The sequence below is a fragment of the Clostridium ljungdahlii DSM 13528 genome, assembly GCF_000143685.1.
GTDB lineage: Bacteria > Bacillota > Clostridia > Clostridiales > Clostridiaceae > Clostridium_B > Clostridium_B ljungdahlii.
On the sequence record NC_014328.1, the window covers coordinates 2025352 to 2048384 of the forward strand.

Here is a 23033-nt window from a genome sequence, read left to right on the forward strand (position 1 = left end):
AGAAGATTAATTAGAGGGGGATACATTATGAAAATTTCAAAGAAAGATGCACTAAAATGGTTTGAATTTTTTTCGATATTACCAGAGGATGAAGAAGTTATGACAAAACAACAAGAAATCATTTACGCTACCTTTGCACAAATTGAAGCAGCAATTGATCATAGAAATGATACGTTAATGTCGGAAATTAGAGGTTTGAAAACTTTAAAGAATAGAACTTTTTTTGTGGGAAGTGAAAGCAAATTTCCCAAAGGATGTCGTTCTTGTTTGCTTGGAACTGGTTTGAGTGCAATTAGGAAAACGAACAAATGTAATTTAAAGTGTAAGTTCTGTTATGATTATGGAGAGATAGAAGATATGCCTCCAATTGGTGAAGGTATGTGGGAAATTGGAGGAACAAAATTTTATGAGAAGGATATAGATTTACTTCTTTCCATCCACCAGAAACCTACAGGCATTTCTTACGTTTATTTAGAGCCATTTATGGAAATTGAAAAATACTATTTTATAATAAAGAAATTTAGTGATGCAGGGATTTATCAACATCTATATACAAATGGTACTTTAGCTTCGGAAGAGACATTGAAAGCATTAGGTGAAGCTGGTCTTGATGAGATACGTTTTAACCTGGGTGCCACTAATTGCTCAGACAAAGTTATTGAAAATATTGCAATAGCAAAAAAATATATTAAAAATGTGGGTATTGAAACTCCAATGACTCCTGAGTTTTTCAAAGCTTTTTTTGAGAAAAAGCAAGCAATCTTAGATACAAAACTTGATTTTATAAATTGTGCAGAATTACATTTAAATGAGAATAACATAGACAATTATTATGGGGAAAACATGTATATTGCAAGGCAGGGCTATATATCTCCAATTTGGAGTAGGGAATTAACTTTGAAATTTATGAAAATAGCCGATGAAGAAAACTGGGATTTAGCAGTTCATGACTGCTCAAATCATACAAAGTTTGCCAGAGGCTTAAACTTGAGCAGCAAAGAGGGCAAGTGGTTTGGAGCTAGTGACTATGCCTGTGAGTTTCCTAGGATACCATACAAGATATTTTTACCAATACTGCGTGATGACAATTTTAAATTTTTAAGTGAAGAAGAATTGCCTGAGGGCTATAAACCAGGAGAGTTGATTTTTTAGAAGAGAAAATATAGATAGGGAGAGTTTTTGAGTATTAGTGATGCACTTGAGAGCTTTTTTTATGTTTAAATATGCTTTTTAGTTTAGGCATTACCACGTAAAAATATGCTATAATTTCCTTAGATATAAAAAATATATATAAATGGGGATGTTTATCATGAAATTGCAGAAAGAAAATTTAAGTAGTGAAATCTTGAAGTTATACGAAGAAGTAACAAAGAGTTTAGAAGGGAGAACGCTGCAAGTAGTAATGCAAAGACCTCCTATTGGTAACAGTGAAGCTCAATATATTCATAATGATAAAGGCAATTTTGAAATATATATTACTCCAGAATTATATTCAGATTATATCTTCTCTCATGAATTATTACATGTTTATATTGCAGCTAATGGCACCTTACCTATATTAACTTCTTTTGATAAAAATGCTGATGAGACAAGTAAGTCTTTGGTATTATTGTTAAATGGTATAACTCAGCATAAGTGGATAATGAATGAGCAAAGGCGTAGAAATATATTGGGTGAAAAAGAATTTTTTAAATCTAAGCTTACTAATTTAATGGATATGTCATACAATGAGTCAAGCATAGCAAGTGAAAATTTTAATATAATAAATACTATATATGAATTCATTAATAACTATTATGAACATATTAATACCATTGAAGAAAGTTTAGGCAAAAAGTATCCTTTATCATTAGCCTATGCAAAAGAATTATTTGAGGAGCAATCAAATTATGACTTAAGTTCTCCATTTTATGCTAGAAGGTATATTGTTAGAATTATTAATAAATGGATTGAGTGGTTTGCTAAAGATGGCCAACAGCATGATTTTTTAAAAAGGGAAATTGTTGTAAAACCAGTTTTTAGTGAAAGACAACTAAACACAGTAGCAGAAGCTGTATTAGGCATGGACAGACGAAATGATGGTGCTTATTGTTTTTATACTAAAGTTGATAATCAAAAATGTTGTCCAAATTTCAAACCTAATATTAATTCATTGGATCAGGGAAAGAAAATACTTAATGTAAATGTTTTAAGTCTATTATTAGACAAATTGGAATTACCATATTATATAGATGATAGAAAAGGTAATTGGATCCGAAAGAATTGCCGAGTATTAGCTTATTAGACTATTGCATTATATATAGGGATGGCTAATTAGCTGTCCCTATATTTAAAGAAGGTTAAGGAGGAAAAATGAAAATTATTAAATATGTAAATAACTATAATATGGTTAGCAAATTCAAAAATGTAATTTTAATGACAGCTATTTTTAGTCTTTTTTTTCTAATATCCTTTAATGTACAGGCAGCAAGCTTTACAGATAATCAAACAGTAGATTCTAATAAAACATGGACAATTAAATTTACAAGTGATATTGGATTTGACGATTTGACTAAACAAGGTATAACAGTAACAGACAGTAAAGGCACTAAAGTAAATGTAGGATTACAGCTGGGACAAGATGGCAGAACAATTACAGTGACAGCTCCAAAAGGTGGATATACAGCAGGGAAAAGTTATATATTGAACATTGGAAATAAGGTACATTCTACAAAAGGTAAGGTTTTGAATAAAGAATACAAATTGAACTTTAACATTAAGAGTAATGAAAATAGGATGTTGAGCGGAAAAAAGATTAAATCAGGTAATTTATCTACAGATTATAACATTAAACAAGCCTTAAAGGTAAGGATATAAACATAATATTAGAGCCCTATCCTTGGATCGCTGAAGGCACACAAAATGAGACAAAGTGGAATCCTGATAATATAAGCACTTTCTTTTCAAATTGGAAGGTAAATGTACTCAAACCATTAATAGACGATATTGCAAATCCATATAATGTAGATGCACTAAACATAGGAAGTAACTTTGTAAATATAGAACCCGAAGAAAAGAATTGGTGTGATACTATAGATTATGTTAGAACATATTATAAAGGATTAGTAACTTATAGAACTAATAGGTGGGATACAGCATCTTTTGATCCTAAAAGTATTACTGACTATAAAAATAAGCTAAATAATAAGCTGTTTTCAAAATTAGATTTTATATCTATTGCAGCTTATTTTGAGCTTACAAATAATGATACAAATACCGTTGAAAATCTTGTAAGCGCAATAGAATGTTCTCAGGCAGAACCTAATAAAGGACAAGTCAGAAATCAAAATATAAAACGAGAAATAAAAAACTTTTATGATAAATGGAATAAACCTATTTTCTTTGGAGAACTTGGATTCCCTAAGACTAACGGGGCTTCTATTCATCCATGGGATTCAGGAAAAAATAAGATTGTAAATAACAGTGAGCAAGCTAGGTGCTTTGAGGCTTACAAGATAGAGTTTGAGAATGAACCGTGGGTTCTAGGGTTCTCTGTATTTGCAATAGGTAGCCAAGAGGGAGAAAAAAGCTATTATCCTAGTGAAGAAAGTACATCAGTTATCAGAAGTTGGTATAGTAAGGAACAGTAGGTAAATTATTTTTGCTAAATATCAAGTAAGAAAGATTAAGTGAACATTTCAATATTTATTTAGTATTATAATAGTGGTTAAAAATATAAGGAGAAGGTTTATGTTTTATTGTCCATATGCTCGTAGAATAAATAATTATTATAGGGCTAATCAAATGAATTCTTCTATTAGGGTATTTCATGCTGCACCTAATGCACCAGCTGTAGATGTTTATGCCAATGGAGAGCTTATCGTAAAAAATCTTTCCTATAAGGAACTCTCACAGTATATTTCTGTTGCTTCTGGCAGCTACAATATTATGGTTTATCCCTCAGGACAAATGACAAACCCTGTTATAAATACTAATTTAAATATTCCTGGAAATACTGTATTTAATGCAGCTGTAATAGGAACTCTTCCTAATATTAGCTTATACCCTATACAGGAACCAACTACTGCTCAGAACTTTGGCAGACCTTGTGTAAGATTTGTTCATCTTTCTCCAAATGCACCAGCTGTTGATATAAAGTTGTCTGATGGCACAAAGGTATTTACTGATGTTGGTTATAAAGGTATTACAGATTATGCCTGTGTTCCTACAGGAACGTATACTTTCACAGTTAGTCCTACTGGCAGGGAGAATATAGTATTAACTGTTCCAAATGTTAAATTGGATCCTAATAATTACTATACCTTGTATGCAGTTGGTCTGGTTGGAAAATCTCCAGCTTTAGAAGTTATGTTAGTGCCAGAACCAAGATAAAATAATTAGGAAGTGCATTATTACGAGTATAATAAGCAAGGTACTTTATAGAATTTCTATAGAAGGTGGAGGAATAGTAAAAAAAAGGTTTAATAGACAAACACAAAATTGTAGAAAGGTGAATGAAAAAGTACTATTTAAAATATTAAAATCAAATGCTAAAAGTGAAATAGGGATTAAGTTTAATTTTAAAGATATTAAGTCCATAGATGATTTTAAAAAACAAGTTCCACTAACACAATATGGATATTATGAAAGCTATATAGAGCGAATGGCAAATGGTCAAAAGAATATTTTAACAAGTGACAATGTGGAATACTTTGGCCATACATCAGGAACTACAGGTAAACAAAAATTAATTCCTTGTACTAAAAGAGGTAGAAAAATTGCTTCAAAGTATATGGCACTTCTTATTAATAAATATTCTTATGATAACTTTAAGGAAAATTGGAATTATGGAAAAGGATTAATGATAGCTGATATAGTTATGACAACTTACACTAAAGGTGGGATTCCAATATGCTCTGCTACTTCTGGAGGAATGAATGGTATAAAGTATATATTGCCATATTTATATACTTCGCCACTAGAAGTTATGACAATAAAAGATAGGGAAGATGCTCTTTACCTTCACTTATTATTTGCGTTAGAAGAAGTTAAACTTTTATATATAAGTGGGGTTTTTATCTCCAATATTTTAGATTTATTTAGAGTCTTGGAGAGTAAATATGAAAGTTTAGTAAGGGATATAAGAAGAGGATGCATAAGGAGCAGCTTAAATATTGATGAAAATACTAGAATAAATTTAAATAAGCATCTTTCACCTAATGCCAGTAGGGCTGATCAATTAGAGAGAGAATTTAAGAAAGGATTTAAGGGGATAAGCGTTAGAATATGGCCTAATATGGCCTATATTGCTACAGTAACTGGAGCAAACTTTTCAATATATGATGATAAAGTTAACTATTATACTAATTCACTCCCAATCTATTCTCCAGGTTATGCTGCTACGGAAGCTATGATTGGAATTAATCCTTATGTAAATAAGATAAGATATGTAATTATTCCTGACACTGTTTTTTATGAGTTTATTCCTATTAAAGAGAAAAATAAAAAAAGCGAGGATACCTTTTGCTTAGATGAATTAGAAATAGGAGAAAAATATGAAATAGTTATTACTAATTATGCAGGCCTTTATAGATACAGAATGGGTGATGTTATTAAGGTGGTGGATTTTTATAATAATTGTCCAGAAATTGAATTTTTATATAGGAAAAATCAAGTACTTAATATGGCAGCAGAAAAGACTAATGAAGAACAATTGACTAATGCAATAAGAAATACAATGAAAAAATTAGACTTAAACCTAGTAGATTATACTACGATACCAGATAACTCAATTACACCTGGAAGGTACAGTTTTTATTTTGAATTTAAAAATAATATACCTAATTATAAAGTCAAGCTATTAGAAGAGACATTGGATTATGAAATAAGAAAATCAAACTTGGCCTATGATAGAGCAAGGAATAATAAGAGATTAGGTAGGGTAAAAGTAATGCTTTTGGCACCAAACACTTTTAACTTAGTAAAGGAATCCTTGTTTAATAAAGGAGTATCAAAAAATCAAATTAAGATTCCAAGAGTTGCAATTAATAATAGAAATATATTAAATATTGTTAATAAATCAAAAATACTGTAGTTTTAAGTAACTGCAGTATTTTTGGTTAAATATTATATTTGACAAATAACAACAACTTTATAAGGCGTTGTTTGAGCTGGTATACTCTTCGTAGAAGCTCCATAGATACGATTAGATTACGATTTGCAGGATTTTTAGTAAAGTCTTGATCATTTTCCAGAACTATTTCAGTATCTGGCTCAATGTTTAATTTTAACTTATTGTCACTGCTCACTAAGTTACTATTAAAATAGTCTACATTTACATTTTGGTATTCAACATCTCGTGCTATAACAATTGCCCTAAATTGTGGTGGAAAAATAAGAGGAACAGCTGCATTCGCATTATAAAAACCAGTTATTGTATCTCCAACTGACACTGTTACATGATCTACAAAATAAGTTGATGGTCCTACAATAAAATTTACCAAATCACCTAGTCTGTTTTCTACAGATATTAATTTATAACATCCTGCGCTTTCTTCACGCTTACTTATGAAAAAGTCATTAATCATGGTAATCACACCATGGAAAGGTTGAAATTTTTTCATTGTATATTTCTTCACTCCTATTTAAAAAATCTGTTTATCCCATTATCCGATGCCAAGAACTCTGTTTATATATACTATGCATATTTAAAATATTATGATCATTTCAAAAAAGAAATCTGTAAATTATATGATATTACAAAAACAAAATATTATTATATATGATTTCCCAGGGGGAGTGAGAACATCAAATTTATTTCATGTAGAAATTAAGCATAAAAATATTCACAATGTTATGCAAATATATAAAAATTGCAGTATAATTTTACATTATTTAATAAAAATTGTAATAGAGGTGACGTTGTAGAAACTTTATGCAGTACATGCAGTTTACGTAATGATATAGAAAAATATAGCGGCATTAGATGGATTGGACAACCTTCTTACGCGATTAAAAGCACTTCTCAAAATGACTTTTTAGCTTTTGAAACAAATCTAACTAAAGGAATGATAATCTATAATCCCCCCATTTATCCGATGACTAGCGGCTCTAATACTCCCCTTTTCCAAGTTTACGTTGCGAGCAGCTATGCCCCTGGATAACGATTTTTCCTAAAGGATAACGCCTTCTAAGTGCTGAAGCACTAAGAAGCCTGTTAATAAGCATCAGATAGAGTCAAAACTCCATCTGATGCTAAGAATTCTGTTTATTAAGTGGAATACACATTATAAAATCCCATTAATATGATATGCAGGAATGAACATACTTCTTCAAATTATGCATATTGTGTTCGATAATTTAATTGATATTTAATTGATATTGGGGGGAGATAAATTGAAAAAAATATGTATTTTATTTTGTTTTTTATTTATAACATTTTTTATGGCAGCGCAAGATTCAGCAGCAGCTCCGTCCAATATCAGATTTGGTGGAATGAACAGATATGAAACTTCGGTAAATGTTTCGAAAAGTAATTTTGAAAAATCAGAGTATGTGGTTTTAGTTTCAGGAGAAAATTTTCCAGATGCTATTTCTGCAGCACCTCTTGCAAAAAAATATAATGCACCTATTTTAATAACAGAAGGTACTAATTTAAATTCTAATGTAGATGAAGAAATTAAAAGATTAGGAGCTAAAAATGTTTTTATAGTAGGCGGTAATGGCGCAGTATCCCAAAATATTGAAGAACAATTAACTGCCCTAAATATTCAAGTTACACGTATAAGTGGACAGGACAGATATGAAACGAGCACTAAGGTGGCAGAAAATATAGGTACAAGTAATGGAGTAGTACTAGCTTCAGGAGAAAATTTCCCAGATGCTTTATCTATAGCTTCTATAGCAGCGGCAAAACAAATGCCAATACTTCTTACACAAAGTAAGATATTGCCTGATAGTGTTAAATATTATATAAGTAATAATAGTATTTCTAAAAGTTATGTAGTTGGTGGTACTGATGTAATTAATGCTAATGTTGTTAAAGATTTACCTAATATGAAAAGACTTAGTGGAATAGATAGATATGAAACAAATTTAAATGTAATAAATGAATTTTTGGAAGATTTTAATTTTAACAATCTATATTTAGCATATGGGGGAGATTTTCCAGATGCTTTATGTGCTTCAGCTGCAGCAGCAAAAGATTTTGCACCTATTGTTTTAGTTAGTAAAAGTTATACTAAGGCACAGTCCTTAATCAGATCAAAGATAGATTCAATAGCTTCATTAAAGATATTAGGTGGTACATTTGCTATACCAGATACTTTAGTACAATCTATTTTGTATCCAAATAAAACTGTACTAGGATATACTACTTACTATTATGTAGGAGATAGTTCTTCCTATAATTCTATAATAAATCATTCACAGGCAATTGATTCAATTGCTACAGATACTTATATTATGGATAGTACAGGTAATATAAAAGGTTTAGTACCATATAATCAGGTAAACTATGCAAATGATAACAAAATTAAGACATATGCCATGGTATCAAATAGTTTTAATGCAGATACAGCAAAAGGTGTACTGGAAAATTCAACAAATAGGCAAAAACTTATAAATAATATATTACAAAGTTTAAAAGCAAACAATTATAAAGGTGTAAATATTGATATAGAGAATGTTTACTATTATGATAGAAATTATTTTACCACATTTATGACCGAACTATATAATACGCTGAATCCACAAGGATTTGAAGTGACAATAGCGCTTCCTGCTAAAACAAGTGATAGTATGTGGCAGAGCTGGATTGGAGCTTATGATTATGCTGCACTTGCAAAGGTTTCAGATAAGATTATATTGATGACTTATGATGAACATTGGTCTGGCGGAGCACCTGGTGCCATAGCATCTATAGGATGGGTGCAAAATGTAATAAATTATGCAATTACAGTTATTCCTAGAGATAAAATACTATTGGGATTAGCAGCCTATGCTTATGATTGGCCATCAAATGGAGCAAAAGCAAAATCTTATGGCATAAGTCAAGCATATAATATAGCTTCACAAAAAGGTGCTCAAGTTAAATGGGATTCTGCAGCTAAAAGTCCATACTTCAATTATACTGATAGTTTAGGTGTATATCATACTGTATATTTTGAAAATAGTACAAGCATTTCATATAAGCTAGACATTGTAAATAATTATGATTTAGGTGGAGTTTCTATATGGAGATTAGGATTGGAAAACTCTGATTACTGGGAAACTATTAGTAACAAATTTAACAGATACTAAGTAAACTTTCTATTTGTTAAAATAATCGTCTATTTACATGATTTGAGGGCAAAAATGAAGGCAGTGTACCATAATTGTGCTGGGCACAAGAGTATTGTTTTTAAATATTGTAAATTGATTATTAGGGATACCTGTAACACTGAACAGTACAGTATGTGTATATTAAATTTGTTTATATGAAAAAACTCAAGGTTGCCCTTGAGTTATATAGTAATTTTATTAGCAGCATGACTCTGATCCAGATGTAACTATTGCTCCTAGCATAGCATTGTTTATAGAAAGCGTTCCAACGGTAACTGCACTAGTAACAGTTGCCACTACGGTATACGTACAGCAATCGTTAAAGCAGCTGCAGTCGCAATCGCAAACGAAGAAGGAAAATGTTTGACTAGAAAGTAATGCTACTAAGTTAAAAGTGTAAGCTGGTCCAACAGGAGTAGGTGTAATTTGATTCCTGCATTGTTTAAACACTTGGAAATTTATAGTACCAGTAAATGCCACGGCTGCAACAAGGTTACTGGCAAATTCAAGCTTAATACATGGATTATCGAATTTGCAACCATTTATTGTTAAGGAAGTAAGAGTAAAGGCTGTTCCTAAAACTGTGGCAGCTGGTATTGTAATTGAATTAGGGCAGCTGCATTTTATAATGGTAGCACCTATTTTTTTGCTTTTACAAGGATCAAAGTGATGCTTACAAGGATCAAAATCCTCTTTGCAAGGGTTGCAATCGTCTTTATAATAATATCTTGACATAGAATTCATGGATAAAATCCTCCTTTTTATATTAAAAAATGAAATAAGTTGATTAAAAATAACATCAAAATATATTGGCAATCTTGCTATTATCTTCTACTATAATATATGATTTCATTAAAAAATGGTGATGATAGTTTTTGCAATTTATTTGTTTTATGATAGTGTTATTCTATCATTTTTATTATTCCATATGATTTTTGTCGAAATCATCATTTGAAACTTCTTTGTTATAATAGGAAAATAGCGGTTCTAAATTTTGCTCAGGATAGAATTTTGGAACAGGAGATTTTTCGAATATTTCACGTGGGTTTTCTTTAGCATTTTCTCCAGAAGCTTCTTTTGGAATCACGGTGTAACTGTAAGCTGGTATAAGAAGCTGTACAACAAATTCACTTTTTACAACAATATAATATCCTAAGGTTATATCAAGTACGTAATTACCATCGTTATCTTTGATAAGTTCACCGTCTAATGCATTTGCAACCATTTCCAAATTAATAATATTGGAATCCTGATCTTTGGTTTTTATGCTGCTATAAGCTTCAGAAACTGGATCAGGACAATATAAGCTTTCTATATAATCTGTTCTATTAATTTCATAAAATTCACTCTTATTCACACCATTAATATCTACGTAATCGGCGTAAAATGAAATTATATAAGAAAGAATTATTTTTTTAAAACCTTCTTTCTTTTTTAGAGGAATTTTATCTATAGAAATTAATTTTATATTAAAATCTCTGGAGTCTATATATCTTTTTGGATTCACAATGATATTGCTCCTTAATTCACAATCTGTTTTATCTGTATCTGGTCCTTCACTGTATACAAGACATTTTTTGATTAAGCATTGATCAAATATTTTTGGAACTTCGATACAAACAAGTTCGGAAGGATCAGGTAATTGTCCTTGTTTGTTTACAAGACCAGGTCGTGGCTCAAATTTATTAAAATTAATGGACATAAATTATCCTCCTTTTAAATATTAATATAATAGAAAAATATATAATTATCACTTATATATTATGTTTTATTGACATAATTGTGATTTAATAAATTTTTTTATGGAAATAAAAGAGGTGAAATAATATGGGAAATAGTTATCCGTGGGTATTTATTGGCAGTAATAATAATATGTGGAAAGTTTATTTAAATAGTTCAAGTGAGTTGATGTATAAAATAATATATGAGAATGGAAAATGGACAGAGGAAAAACTTATTGATACTAATGTAGTTGAGTTTTCTATATGCATACAAGACCAAACTATCCATATAGTATATGCAAATAAAAAATGTGAATTGAGATATTGTACTAGAAAAGATGAAAAGTGGTTTGGAGAAAAAATTTGTGATATACAAAAAAATGATTTTGAAATTCAGACTTTAAAAGCTTTGATTTCACAGGATAAAATGCATATATTCTATTTGCTTAAATCAAAGGGCAGTAGTAACCGTGGAATTTTAAAACATTGCATATGGGATGGAAAAAAAGTAAAGCAGTATAATATACAATATATTGTTTTGTCAGATAGAATTAAGACATATTATCAAGTTTATGCTGAAAAAAAAAATTTAATCAAAATTTTTTTTGTTTCAAATAACAAAGATGAACTTTCTCTTGGTTATTCTGAATATAAGGAAGGACTATGGACAGATTCAAAGAGACTTTATGGAATTCATGGCAGTAATGTAACATTTAAAGTTTTAAAAACTCACTATACTATAAATATAATCAATAAGATGAAAGAGAATTTTACATATTCATTGGAGCATGTATGTATTGAAGAAGATACTATGAATATGAAAAATTATAAAATCTATGCAGGAAAAGAGGAACCTGTTGAACCAATTATATTTTCGGTAGAGGATACTTTATTTACTTCTTGGCTTAAAGAAGATAATGTATTTTGTTCAAAATATAATCTAGATAAGTGGGAAACGCCTATTGAAATTAATAAAGATTTAAAGGAATCAATTAATGCATATGTTTTTTTAGACAACAAAAAGTTAAATGATGCTTATATAGTATATGGGATAGAAAATACCAGTTTAAAAATTATTTCCTTTGAACAAATTTCAAAAAATACAGTTAAAGCATTAAGCAAAGAAAAATCTGATATGTCTAATTATGATGAATATGTTGAGAGACTAAAACAAAAATCAAAAACCATATATTATGAAAACAATATTCTTAAAGAAAAAATAAATTTTTTAAATAAGGAAATAAAACAAAAAAAACTTAATATAAATGAATATGAAAATAGGCTTATTAAAATTGGTGGAGAAAAAAAGGTACTGAAAGAAAATTATGATTTTTTTATACAGGTAAAAGAAAATATACAAAAAGAACTTGAAAATACAAAAAATCAATTGGAAAATTATAAACTATTTATTAATAAGTTACAAGGTAATTTGGACAAGAAAGAAAGGAACAATAATAGATTGAAACAAGAAATTACTTATTTAATGAAAGAAAATTTAAAAGTAAAACAGGAATTGAAATTTGAAAAAAATAAATCTATTGTAGATAAGTTATTTAAAAAGAAATAATAAAATAATCCACCTAGAGTTTAAGGTCCTAGGTGGATTTTTTAGTAAGGCATAATATCTGTAATCCCATCTTTATTTAAATGCCGTTTGACACTGTGGTGATAAATATGATTTTTTATATTAGTTTGAGTGTATCTAATCATAAGGATAAAAAATGCTCTCTTGGAAAATTACATGGTAAGTTTAATTTTAAAAATAATTTACACATGATCCATAATGATTGTTTTTACTCTATTATGAATATTATAATAAGTAAAGTTAAAATTTAACGTTATTTTGAAGTAAGCTTTTATCCATAAGTTTACTTGTACACTAGATTTTCAATCATTCCATAGGGTCATTCTCTCCATAATCACATCCATTCATTTCATCGTCATTTGCTTCGTCTTCACCTTCATCAGATTCTGGGAATAGAGGCTCTAAGTTTTGATTTGGATAAAATTTAGGTACAGGAGATTTATTAAATCTATTACAGATATTTTCTTCTGGTTCAGGCTGACAAGGTTCTTTAGGTATTGGGCAATAATCATAAGCGGGTATTAAAAGTTGAACTATTATTTGGCATTTGACTACTATATAATAACCTAAAGTGATATCTAAAAATTTGTTATCATCACATTTAGTTATCTCTCCATGAAGTGCATCTGCTACCATTTCAAGTTTTATCATACTTGTATCACAATCTTCTAATCCTTTAGAATGCATTCTACTGCTTGACATTTTAGCAACAGAATCAGGACAATAAAAATTCCAAATTACATCTTCCCTGTTAATTTCAAAAAATTCACTTTTGTTTACTGCATTGCAATCAACATAATCAGCATAAAATGATATCACATAACATATTACTAGTTTTTTATAATCTTTCTTTCTTGGTATAGGTATTTTTTCTACAGATTTTAATGAAATTTTGAAATCTCTACATCCTAAAAATATTTTAGGATTTTCTAAAGGATTACTCCTTAATTCACAATCTGTAGTATTTGTGTCAGGTCCTTCACAGTAGGATAGACATTTTTTAATCAAACATTGGTCAAAAACCTTAGGTACCTCGACACAGACTAATTCTGATGGATCTGGTAGGCATCCTTGCTTATTTACACGTCCGGGACGTGGTACGAATTTATTAAAGCTTATTGACATAACCTTCCTCCTTTTAAAAAGTATACAATATTTACATTATATATTATGCTTGAAAATTATAGTTGTGATTTTTTATATTATACTATAGTTAAGAAAATTTCATAACATATATTTACAGTAAAAGAATTTATATTTTTATTTAATAAGTGTAACTTTTAGAAATTTTAGAATAGTATAATATCAGGATATAAATTATTGTAGTAATATCCTAAACTTTTAAGAAGGAGATAATAAAATGGATAATGCTAATTTTTGTCCTGAACCTACTTGTAGTGCTAGAGTTATAAGTGCAGATACACTATCAGGTGCTAATAATTATCCTTTACCAAGAGGAGCATACAAGGTTCCAAAGGTTCTTGCAGAATTTGTAGTTCAATTGGATTCAGAATCAAAAATCAGACTCAATGAGCCTGCTTATGAAATAAAAAGAATAGAAAAACAAATATTTTTAACTGAATGCAGATATATCGCTCCAACAGATAAAGTTTTTATTCAAGGCTATATAAGAAAAAATATAGAATATGCTGCAAAAGAATGCATAACTCGTTCTGGGATAAGTGGAGCTATTAGGGATACTACCGTTCATATTCCAATTAAAGCATACACTCAAGTAAATTTCACTAATTTACCAAGAGTTTTTCCAAATCTTCCTCCAGTAGTAGCTAGATATTTTGATGCAAAAAGAAAAGGAAAAAATATAAGAGAAGCAGACAGGGGAAATATTGAAATTTTTAATGAGCCTGTTTTTTGTGAACTTGAATGGTCTGCAATTTTTGATGCAGATATTGACGATAAGGGCATGCCAATTGAAGGATTTAGGAATGAAGAAGAATTTCAAGAGTTTACTGATAAGTCAGTAGTATATCTATGCTTAAAATTATTGCAAAAGCAGCAAGTTTGGTCTTTAGATGATAAAACTGGCAAGTGCTGTGGTAGAAATGATATTAAAAAATCAACTAGAAGTGATGATATGCCATTAAAATCTAATTGGAATTTTTCCATTAATGATTTTATTCAAAGAAAATAGTAATTATTTATAAAGGGGCTGGTTATTTATAACCAGTCCTTTAAGTCAACAAAATATATTAAAATGCATATTATAGATGGAAAGCAAAATTGGAGCAAGAATATGCGAAAAAGTAAATTTAAAAACAAGAAATATTTAACTTCTTCAAATGCAGAAAAAAATCAACATAATAAATACTGTGTTAAAACAAAACAGAAGGATACTTCTAAAAATAAAATTAAGGTTAGAAAAAATAGTGAACTCCATAAGGAGAAATTAAAAGTTAATGTTAAGATGAAAACTGATGAAACGAAATCTACTGATTTAAAATCAAATATGTGCAAATCTAAAATGATTGTAGAATGTAATAGCAATATAGTAAAACCCTTTGTCAATAATGGGCTTTTTCCTGTAAGATTGCCTGTTATAATATCAGAATCTGCTATTAGAATTAATATTGAAAATACTGTGAGTTTTTCAAAACCAGTTGCCTATATAAAGTCTATTAGGAGAACAGCTTTTATTACTCAATGTAGTTTAATTCCTGATATGGGGAAACTTTTCTTAAGTGGAATTGTAAAAAAGAGTATTGAGTACTCAGAATCAATGGTAGATAATACTGATTTGAATGGACAAATTAAGAATATTGTAATAAAAGTTCCCTTTGATTGTGTTACTAAAATTAAATATATTGTCAACCCGTTGATGTTTGAAAAAAATTATAAAAATAAATCTGCATTAGCTAATGCTCAAAACTGTGAGCAAATTTTTTATGAAAGTTATAATGAACCGTCTAAAATATCATGCGATCTTATTCATGCTAGTTTCGAGGAAATAAACATAAAAGATATTCAAAGTACTTACAATAATTTTAACGGAAAAACGTTTTTTAAAACAATCAGCCAAAAAATGGCTATGATATTAACTATAAGACTAACTCAAAATCAAAATGTTTATGTAGCAAGTCGTATTAATTGTGAGCAATAATAATGAATTTAGATATGGTTATTGATTTCTAAAGGAACACATTAGCTCACCCAGATGATGTTAAACATAAATTATGTGCTAGAAGTTTTTTTAGTAAAATTACAATTTGAATTTTTATAAGCTTAATTTTAAAGTTAACTATATATATGCAGATTTTTTACCGCTAAATTTCATGAAAATAATTCTTGTGGAGAATTATTTTATATATATAAAATATGCTTGAAGGTTGTAGTATTATAACAAAAAATATTTGAAATTGTAATGATTAAAAATTTGATATGTAAAATGTTAGTGTAGAAAAAAGTACTTTTAAAAGGAGAGATAATAATTGAAAGACATTCAGAAAATAGTGATGGAAGTAGATAATATAACTAAAAATCAATTAGCTGTGGATTTAAGTGAAGATGAAAAAAAGGAACTAGAGGGGTTAATTGAATCTGGTTCTGGGGAAACCTTACAACAAAGCGTTCCTTATACTTGCTGTAATTGTGATTCGGCTATACCGCCATCCTGTACTCCGGGAACTTTTAGCTGCTTAATTAGTGTTCCTACTGATTTTACATTTGTACCTGGGGATTTACATGCTGGTGTTTCTCAGCACACTAATTTTACTGTTACTCAGGTAAGTGGTAAATGTACGGCGACACTTTCCAATGGATGTACTATAGCATTGAATAGTGCAAAAGTAACTGGAAGTGTTAAGGTATTTGCAAGTTTAGGATTTAAAGATCCAAGTGGAAATTGTGCTTTTCTATGCTGTACGGATGTTGTATGTTTCTGTAATTCGGATGTAGTTTGTTACGGAACTATAGATCCAAATGCTATAAAATTTCTAGTCAGTGATTTAAGTTATCAAAATTTAGGAACTACACGATCTTCATACCCTAAAATAAATATATACGAGGTTACGGGCAAAATTACACCTACTTTTTAGTATTTACTTTAAATTAAAAAGGGTATATCAAAAATATTTCAGAAGAAATTATTTGGGATAATCTTTATTCTTATAATTAATGCTTGTCTAAAATGAGATCACTTCTTTAAATTTATTCATTTAGTTAATATCAAAAGTGCATTTGCATTTTTTAATGCTATTTATGTCTATAACTGTTGTATTATGTTATATATTAATCGATATAGGCTAGATAGCATATTTTTTTCTTCTATTATTTTTAGCGAGAATTTGATTTTATTTTATATAGCGTCCTAGATAATATTATGACAGTTTATATTAATTACTCAACTTTTGTACATATAAAATTTTGATTAGTTGAAAGTGGACAATTGACAGTGAGAAATGATTTTTAGCTATTACAAAAAATCCACATTAACTATTAATTCCTAATTTTTAACTATTAACTAACAAAGTTGAGTTAATTATTTGCATGGTAAATAAAATGAGAAAAGAAAGGTCAAAGTTGAATTGAAAATTTATTATATAAAGATATCCATTTGATAATTATATGTAGTAAGGATAAACCTTGTATAGTCTATTCTATTTTTAAAATAAAAATAGAATAGGGTATACAAAGTTATTTCACTTGTTTTTTACTTTTATTATGTGATGCAGTTTCTTTTTCAATAATATCTAGAGATTCAGATAAACATTCTTCAATAACATCAGAAGTTATTAATATCGATTCCTTATCTTTTAGTTTATTCAAAGTTACCAACCCCTTTATTATTATATACTCATAAAAAGAAAATGTCAATTAAAATTATCACTAAAATTAAAAGATTTTTATATTGTAAAATTAAAATTCAGAATTTAATGAATTTTCACATTAAATGTACAAGCTTCTATGCTTTAAAGATATTTGGGATAAAAGCTCTATTTTTCTATTGGAGAATATAAATAAATTTGCAAAAAAAGTATTATTTAAAATTTATTTATATGAATTTTTATGAAATTTTATATAACATTAAATGTCAATAAGTTAATATAAGTAAATTCAACATAAATGAAAAGTTTTTTGGAAACACTACAAAAAATATGTTAATATAATTATAAGTAAGTCGATTATCTAAAGTGTAGAAAATAAAGGAATAACATTTAAATTAAGAAAGTTGGTGGAATTATGAAAGATATTAAAGTAGTAGTTGTGGATGATTCACCTTTTTCAATTGCATTACTCAGGGATATGCTTACTGATAATGGACTTGATGTTGTTGGTGAAGCTACTTCCCTTGAAGAGACTATTGAAGTGGTAGGTAAATTAAGACCAAATATTGTAACAATGGATATGACTATACCAGGTACAGATGGTATTGAATGTACTAAAGCAATTCATTCTATAGATCCAAACATAAATGTCATAATAGTAAGTTCAATGATGGATGATGAAATAGTGAAAAAAGCTAAAAAAAATCATGCTTGTGGATATATTCAAAAACCGGTTGACCCTGAAGAACTTACTTTATTGATAAATAGAATAATGGCAGATGATGAATTATTTAAGGATCTTGATGAAGTTTATTACAAGGTTTATAAAGAGTCCTTTATGGATGTTTTTAATAAATTAATGAAAACAGTACCAAAGTTTGGCGAAGAGAGTAACTCGGATGTAGAGCTAGTATCCAGGGGGATATCAGTTGTTATGGGCATTATAGGTAAGTATTCAGGAAGAATGTTGCTAGACATGTCTTATGATACTGCAGAGAAACTTTCTGAATTTGCATTAAGGAGAAAGCCTAAAGATGCAGAGGAAATGTTAAACATTATGGGAGAAATTTGCAACATGGTAGCAGGAAATGCATCCTCTGTACTCAATAGAAAAGATAAATTGTTAGGACTGCGTGTAGCACCTCCAAGTATATTTTATGGAAATTCCATAAATATATCTAAAGCAGAATTAGATACAACTACATCTTCTGTAGCTAATACTGAATTTGGTGAGATCTATGTAAACGTAGGATTTCAAAGGGGGTCTGGAGAATGGATGTCAAATATATAAATCCATTTTTTGATGCGTTTTTAAATGTTATGCCTGAACTTGGAATAAATGATATAAAAAGAGGAAAGATTAGTCTTAGGGGAAAGACTATAGAAAGTATGGGAGTTTTAATTATTATTGGAATTGTAGGCGATTTGAAAGGTAACATTATATATGAAACTACTATAGAAAATGCAAAAGCTATAGCTTCTAAGATGATGATGGGAGCTCCAGTTAAAGAATTAGATGAAATGGCACAAAGTGCAATTGAAGAGCTTACAAATATGCTTACAGCCAATGCATCCACATCATTTTCAAATGAAGGTATTAGGATAGATATATCAACCCCTACATTGATGTATGGAAATTTTAAAGCTTCATCAAATGCAGATAAGACTATATGTGTGGAAATGATTATAGATGGTCTTTCATTTCGAGTAAATGTTGCAATAGAGAAATGTAAGTAAAGGACTGTTTATTTAAGATTAAGAATTTAATGTAAATGTTTTGAAAAATTATTATTTAGATATATGAAAAGTGGAGGATAAGGTATATTCTCCACTTTTAATGATGTATTGACATATTATATTTAATATTTAAAAATATTTTAAATATTTTGGAATGTAATATAAAATGAGGTTTCATTGGACCAAAATATTTGAAGCCTGCTAAAATTATTACAACTCCTGAAAAAATTATTATCGAGCTTAAAATTTTATCTATAAATTTTACATTTTTTACATTAAGCTTATTATTAAATTTACCCATGGTAAATACTAATAGAATCCACCACAACATGCTTCCTATAAATACTCCTATTATCAAAAGTAATTTATGATCTGGTTCTTGTCCGATATGTGCCAAGCGCAGCCCTGTAAATACAGCTATAAAAGAAAAAATTGTTGCCGGGTTTGCTAGAGCAATAAAAAATGTTGATATAAAAGCTTTAAACATAGAACCGTTAGGTGAATAAGATTTTATATTTCCTGTTTTATCTATATCTTTGCTCGGACTTTTTTTAATAAAAGAGTAGACACCAAAACAAATTAATATAATCCCTCCTATTATATGAAAATACAATTTATGAATAAGAATGAATTTTTCTATTAATATAAAACCTAATGCTGCAATTGTTGCATAAATAGTGTCTGTAAGTGCTGAACCGAGTCCGGAGACTAAACCACATTTACGTCCAAATGTGATAGTGTTTCTAAGGCACATTGCACCAATGGGGCCTAAGGGCATACCTGTTATCAATCCTATAAGTATTCCTTTAAATAAATTTATTAACATATAGTTTCTCACTTTCAATATAGTATTTAAAATTTAGTCTAATGAAAATATTTTATTCATACCTTATTATTTTATCCTTAACTAGATGCATATTCAACATAATATGTTCCATTTCTATAAATTTTATAGCATAAATTTATTGTACCGTAAAATACGACAAAAATTAACATGTAATTTAAATAATATAGAGAATAAATGACATAACAATCAGGTGATTAAAAATATGGTTGTTAAGTATAAATGAAGTGATGTACAATGAAAAATTTCATAGCTTAAGATGCTTATAGATTTTTTTTACGAATAATGTTATTATTAACAATAATATTAGTAATAATGTCAACAATTATGTGTAAATATATGCATTATTGTTAATAATTATGACTACAAATAAGGGAGAGTGACATTTATGGTAAGGAAAATTTCATTACAGCATAAATTGGTGGGAATATTGATACTTTTTGTTATAGTACCATTATTAGTAATATCATTTTTATCTTTTTACATGGAAACAAAACTTGTAAGTAACAAGGCTTATCAACTAACTAGTCAAATAGCAAGAGAAAAAGCTTCATTTATTGATTTACATAACAATTCCTTAAAACAGAATATACAGTCTTTATCAATTAATAATAATATAATAAGTGAAAATAAAGCTGATGTAATGAATGCTCTTGGGAGCGTAAATGAGAGCAATAAAGATATAATGCAGTGCTATGTAGCAGATGAAACAAAACAGATGTTAATATATCCTGAAAGTGTTAAGCTGCCAGAAGGTTATGATCCAACTAGTAGACAGTGGTATAAAGATACCATGGCTGCAGATGGACAAGTATTTGTAACTAAACCTTATAAAGATGCATTTACTGGTAAGATTATTATAACTATTGCAAAAAAAGTAACTTTTAGTAATGGAAAACAAGGTGCTGTGGGAGCAGATGTGGATTTATCTGCTTTGCAGAAAAAGTTAACGGAAACTAAAGTCGGAGAAACTGGATATGCCATACTTACTTTAAGTGATGGAACAATAATTGCAGACTCCAATAATAGTAACATAATGCACAGTATAAAAAATGAAGTTGAGGGTGGACAAAAAATTATAGATGAGAAAAATGGTAACTTTAAGTGTGGTTTAGGGAAAAAATCTCAAGTAATTGGATTTAGCCAATCCAAAGCAACAGGATGGATAGTTGTGACCATTCTTCCACAAAGTGATTATGCACAGGATTTAAATAAGAGTGAATGCATAAGCCTTATAGTTCTTATAATTATGTTAGCAGCTGCAGTGATTTGTGGAATATTCATTGCAAAATACATATGTAAACCGCTTTTAAAGATACAGGTATTTGCCAAAAGGTTATCTTTATGTGATTTTACTACTCCTATAAAAATGAACAGACATGATGAATTTGCAGATACTGCTAATTCCTTAAACAAAGCTCAAGAAAATGTAAGGTCACTAGTTAAAGTAATAGTTGCAAATTTTAAAAATATTAATGCTTCAAGTCAGCAGCTTTCTGCAACGGTTCAGGAAATGACGTCAAAATTTGAAAATATAAATAATTCCATAAATCGTATAGCAGATGGATCTCAGGAAACAACTGCTTCTGTAGAAGAAATTACTGCATCTATAGAAGAGATAGATTCCAGTACAGTACAGCTTACAAATAGGACTGAAAATGAAAATAAAACCGCAAGTAAATCTCAACAAAATGCTCTCTCTGTTCAACAAAATGCTCAAAGTGCCATAAACCAATGTAAAAATATCTATAAGGATGAGGAGGAAAAGATATTAAAAGCTATAGATGATGGAAAAGTAGTTTTACAAATAAAAGAAATGGCGGATGTAATAGAAAGTATTGCAGATCAAACTAACTTATTAGCATTAAATGCAGCTATTGAAGCACAAAGGGCTGGTGAGCAGGGAAAAGGATTTGCTGTAGTTGCTGAAGAAGTGAGAAGTCTAGCAGAACAGTCTTCTGAAACAGTTTCTACAATTCAAAGTACGGTATTAAAGGTTCAGCAAGTTTTTGATAATCTTTCAAAAACTAGTCATAATTTGCTGCAATTTATTGATAAAAGCGTAAATATGCAATTGGATAACTATTTGAGTACAGGACAACAATATTATGAAAACTCTAAACTTACAGCTAATAATATAGAACAAGTGGCTTCTATGGCTGAAGAAATAGCAGCTACAGTAAATGAGATTACAAAGGCTATTGGCGGCATGTCTGAAGTTGTACAAAAGTCTTCGGAAAGTACCAATGAAATTCGAAATGCTATAAATGATGCAACAGAGAAAATGGCTCAATTTGGTAAAAATATGCAAAGTCAAGCAGAATTAGCTGAGACTTTAAATAGTACAATTAAAAAATTTAAGATTTAAATTTTTAAAATGGAAGTAAGCAAAACATGTTAATCCAAGGACTAGCCCTTCTAATAGTTCTACTTTTTAAAGGGGAGATATTAGAGAGGCTATGTCTTTATTTTTTTGTTAACAATAATGTAATAAAAAAGATATTGATAAAAAAAAGCATTAGTAGTAAAATATTTTACACATAAAGGTTCGCATACGAAAGATTTCAATACAAAATATTATGGAATACTTAATTAAAAATGTAAAAGAGGTGAGTACATGGATGATAATAAAAGTATTGTAATAATGAGGGAAATAAAAACAATACTATGTTTTTTAAAAAAGAACATGAAAAATAGTTTTAATAATTTTAATCTTACTGCACCTCAAGGAATGCTTATTGAAATATTGTGCAGATATGGTGAGATGAAAATAAGTGATTTGAGTAACAAGATGGGACTATCAAGTAGCACTGTTTCCGGGATTGTAGATAGGTTAGAAAAACAAGGACTAGTAAAAAGGACTAGAAGTGATGAGGATAGAAGAGTAGTTTATGTAGATGTAACTGATAAGTTTAAAAATGGATTCCAGGGGAATTTTAAAAAAATTGAGCAAGAATTTGAGAATATGATGAATAAAGCTTCCCCAGGGGAAATTGATAGTATACTTAATGGACTTCATATATTAAAAAATTTAGTTAGTAAGAAGAAATAATCTGAAGTAAAAT

The 23033-nt window shown here is 29.0% G+C and carries 19 protein-coding genes and 1 pseudogene; 14 read left to right on the forward strand and 6 right to left on the reverse strand.

Translation table 11 applies throughout. From position 1 onward, the window contains the following. Nucleotides 1-27: 27 nt before the first annotated feature. The 5 genes and pseudogenes from CLJU_RS09170 to CLJU_RS09190 all read left to right on the forward strand — a co-directional run bounded on the left by CLJU_RS09170 (nt 28) and on the right by CLJU_RS09190 (nt 6073). Complete coding sequence (locus CLJU_RS09170; RefSeq protein ID WP_013238523.1) at nt 28-1152, forward strand: radical SAM protein; 1125 nt, start codon at nt 28-30, stop codon at nt 1150-1152. Between the two features lie 157 nt (nt 1153-1309). Beyond that, a complete protein-coding gene (locus tag CLJU_RS09175; RefSeq protein WP_013238524.1) occupies nt 1310-2284 on the forward strand; it encodes a hypothetical protein in 975 nt (324 codons plus the stop codon). A gap of 131 nt (nt 2285-2415) precedes the next feature. After that, nucleotides 2416-3629: pseudogene (locus CLJU_RS22905) on the forward strand (glycoside hydrolase family 113). A 100-nt stretch (nt 3630-3729) separates the two neighbouring features. Further along, on the forward strand, nt 3730-4371 hold the full coding sequence (locus CLJU_RS09185; protein ID WP_013238527.1) for a DUF4397 domain-containing protein: 642 nt from the start codon (nt 3730-3732) through the stop codon (nt 4369-4371). Between the two features lie 28 nt (nt 4372-4399). Next, nucleotides 4400-6073 carry a GH3 auxin-responsive promoter family protein gene (locus CLJU_RS09190; protein ID WP_479723106.1) on the forward strand — a complete coding sequence of 558 codons (1674 nt, stop codon included), beginning with the start codon at nt 4400-4402 and terminating at the stop codon, nt 6071-6073. 25 nt (nt 6074-6098) lie between these two features. On the opposite strand, the gene CLJU_RS09195 is transcribed toward CLJU_RS09190, so the two are convergent. Continuing rightward, nucleotides 6099-6566: a hypothetical protein gene (locus CLJU_RS09195; protein WP_341349911.1), complete on the reverse strand. Its 468-nt coding sequence runs from the start codon at nt 6564-6566 to the stop codon at nt 6099-6101. 808 nt (nt 6567-7374) lie between these two features. On the opposite strand from CLJU_RS09195, the gene CLJU_RS09200 reads away from it, so the two are divergent. Further along, complete coding sequence (locus tag CLJU_RS09200; RefSeq protein WP_013238530.1) at nt 7375-9279, forward strand: cell wall-binding repeat-containing protein; 1905 nt, start codon at nt 7375-7377, stop codon at nt 9277-9279. A 219-nt stretch (nt 9280-9498) separates the two neighbouring features. Here CLJU_RS09200 and CLJU_RS09205 read toward each other — a convergent pair whose 3' ends face one another. After that, nucleotides 9499-10044, reverse strand: coding sequence for a DUF4489 domain-containing protein (locus CLJU_RS09205; RefSeq protein ID WP_013238531.1), 546 nt, complete (start codon nt 10042-10044; stop codon nt 9499-9501). Between the two features lie 175 nt (nt 10045-10219). Beyond that, nucleotides 10220-11002 (reverse strand): hypothetical protein, encoded by a 783-nt coding sequence (locus tag CLJU_RS09210; RefSeq protein ID WP_013238532.1) that lies wholly within the window; start codon nt 11000-11002, stop codon nt 10220-10222. A 125-nt stretch (nt 11003-11127) separates the two neighbouring features. Here CLJU_RS09210 and CLJU_RS09215 point away from each other — a divergent pair, with 125 nt between their 5' ends. Continuing rightward, complete coding sequence (locus CLJU_RS09215) at nt 11128-12588, forward strand: coiled-coil domain-containing protein (protein WP_013238533.1); 1461 nt, start codon at nt 11128-11130, stop codon at nt 12586-12588. Nucleotides 12589-12912: 324 nt separating this feature from the next. Here the strand turns inward: CLJU_RS09215 and CLJU_RS09220 are convergent, their stop codons facing one another. Then, complete coding sequence (locus CLJU_RS09220; protein WP_013238534.1) at nt 12913-13731, reverse strand: hypothetical protein; 819 nt, start codon at nt 13729-13731, stop codon at nt 12913-12915. A gap of 235 nt (nt 13732-13966) precedes the next feature. Here CLJU_RS09220 and CLJU_RS09225 point away from each other — a divergent pair, with 235 nt between their 5' ends. The 3 genes from CLJU_RS09225 to CLJU_RS09235 all read left to right on the forward strand — a co-directional run bounded on the left by CLJU_RS09225 (nt 13967) and on the right by CLJU_RS09235 (nt 16658). Further along, nucleotides 13967-14758, forward strand: coding sequence for a CsxC family protein (locus CLJU_RS09225; protein ID WP_013238535.1), 792 nt, complete (start codon nt 13967-13969; stop codon nt 14756-14758). Between the two features lie 102 nt (nt 14759-14860). Then, a complete protein-coding gene (locus tag CLJU_RS09230; RefSeq protein ID WP_013238536.1) occupies nt 14861-15724 on the forward strand; it encodes a hypothetical protein in 864 nt (287 codons plus the stop codon). 328 nt (nt 15725-16052) lie between these two features. Next, nucleotides 16053-16658 carry a hypothetical protein gene (locus CLJU_RS09235; RefSeq protein ID WP_013238537.1) on the forward strand — a complete coding sequence of 202 codons (606 nt, stop codon included), beginning with the start codon at nt 16053-16055 and terminating at the stop codon, nt 16656-16658. 598 nt (nt 16659-17256) lie between these two features. On the opposite strand, the gene CLJU_RS23150 is transcribed toward CLJU_RS09235, so the two are convergent. Then, nucleotides 17257-17388 (reverse strand): hypothetical protein, encoded by a 132-nt coding sequence (locus tag CLJU_RS23150; RefSeq protein ID WP_013238538.1) that lies wholly within the window; start codon nt 17386-17388, stop codon nt 17257-17259. 414 nt (nt 17389-17802) lie between these two features. Between CLJU_RS23150 and CLJU_RS09240 the strand changes: the two genes are divergently transcribed. Beyond that, complete coding sequence (locus tag CLJU_RS09240) at nt 17803-18678, forward strand: response regulator (protein ID WP_013238539.1); 876 nt, start codon at nt 17803-17805, stop codon at nt 18676-18678. Further along, nucleotides 18660-19124: a chemotaxis protein CheX gene (locus CLJU_RS09245; RefSeq protein WP_013238540.1), complete on the forward strand. Its 465-nt coding sequence runs from the start codon at nt 18660-18662 to the stop codon at nt 19122-19124. The genes CLJU_RS09240 and CLJU_RS09245 overlap by 19 nt, the downstream gene beginning before the upstream one ends. 97 nt (nt 19125-19221) lie before the next feature. On the opposite strand, the gene CLJU_RS09250 is transcribed toward CLJU_RS09245, so the two are convergent. Further along, nucleotides 19222-19950: a LysE family translocator gene (locus CLJU_RS09250; RefSeq protein ID WP_013238541.1), complete on the reverse strand. Its 729-nt coding sequence runs from the start codon at nt 19948-19950 to the stop codon at nt 19222-19224. A gap of 406 nt (nt 19951-20356) precedes the next feature. On the opposite strand from CLJU_RS09250, the gene CLJU_RS09255 reads away from it, so the two are divergent. Together CLJU_RS09255 and CLJU_RS09260 are read left to right on the forward strand one after the other, a co-directional pair. Then, a complete protein-coding gene (locus CLJU_RS09255; protein ID WP_013238542.1) occupies nt 20357-22336 on the forward strand; it encodes a methyl-accepting chemotaxis protein in 1980 nt (659 codons plus the stop codon). A 249-nt stretch (nt 22337-22585) separates the two neighbouring features. Continuing rightward, complete coding sequence (locus tag CLJU_RS09260) at nt 22586-23020, forward strand: MarR family winged helix-turn-helix transcriptional regulator (protein WP_013238543.1); 435 nt, start codon at nt 22586-22588, stop codon at nt 23018-23020. The last annotated feature ends 13 nt before the right edge of the window (nt 23021-23033 follow it).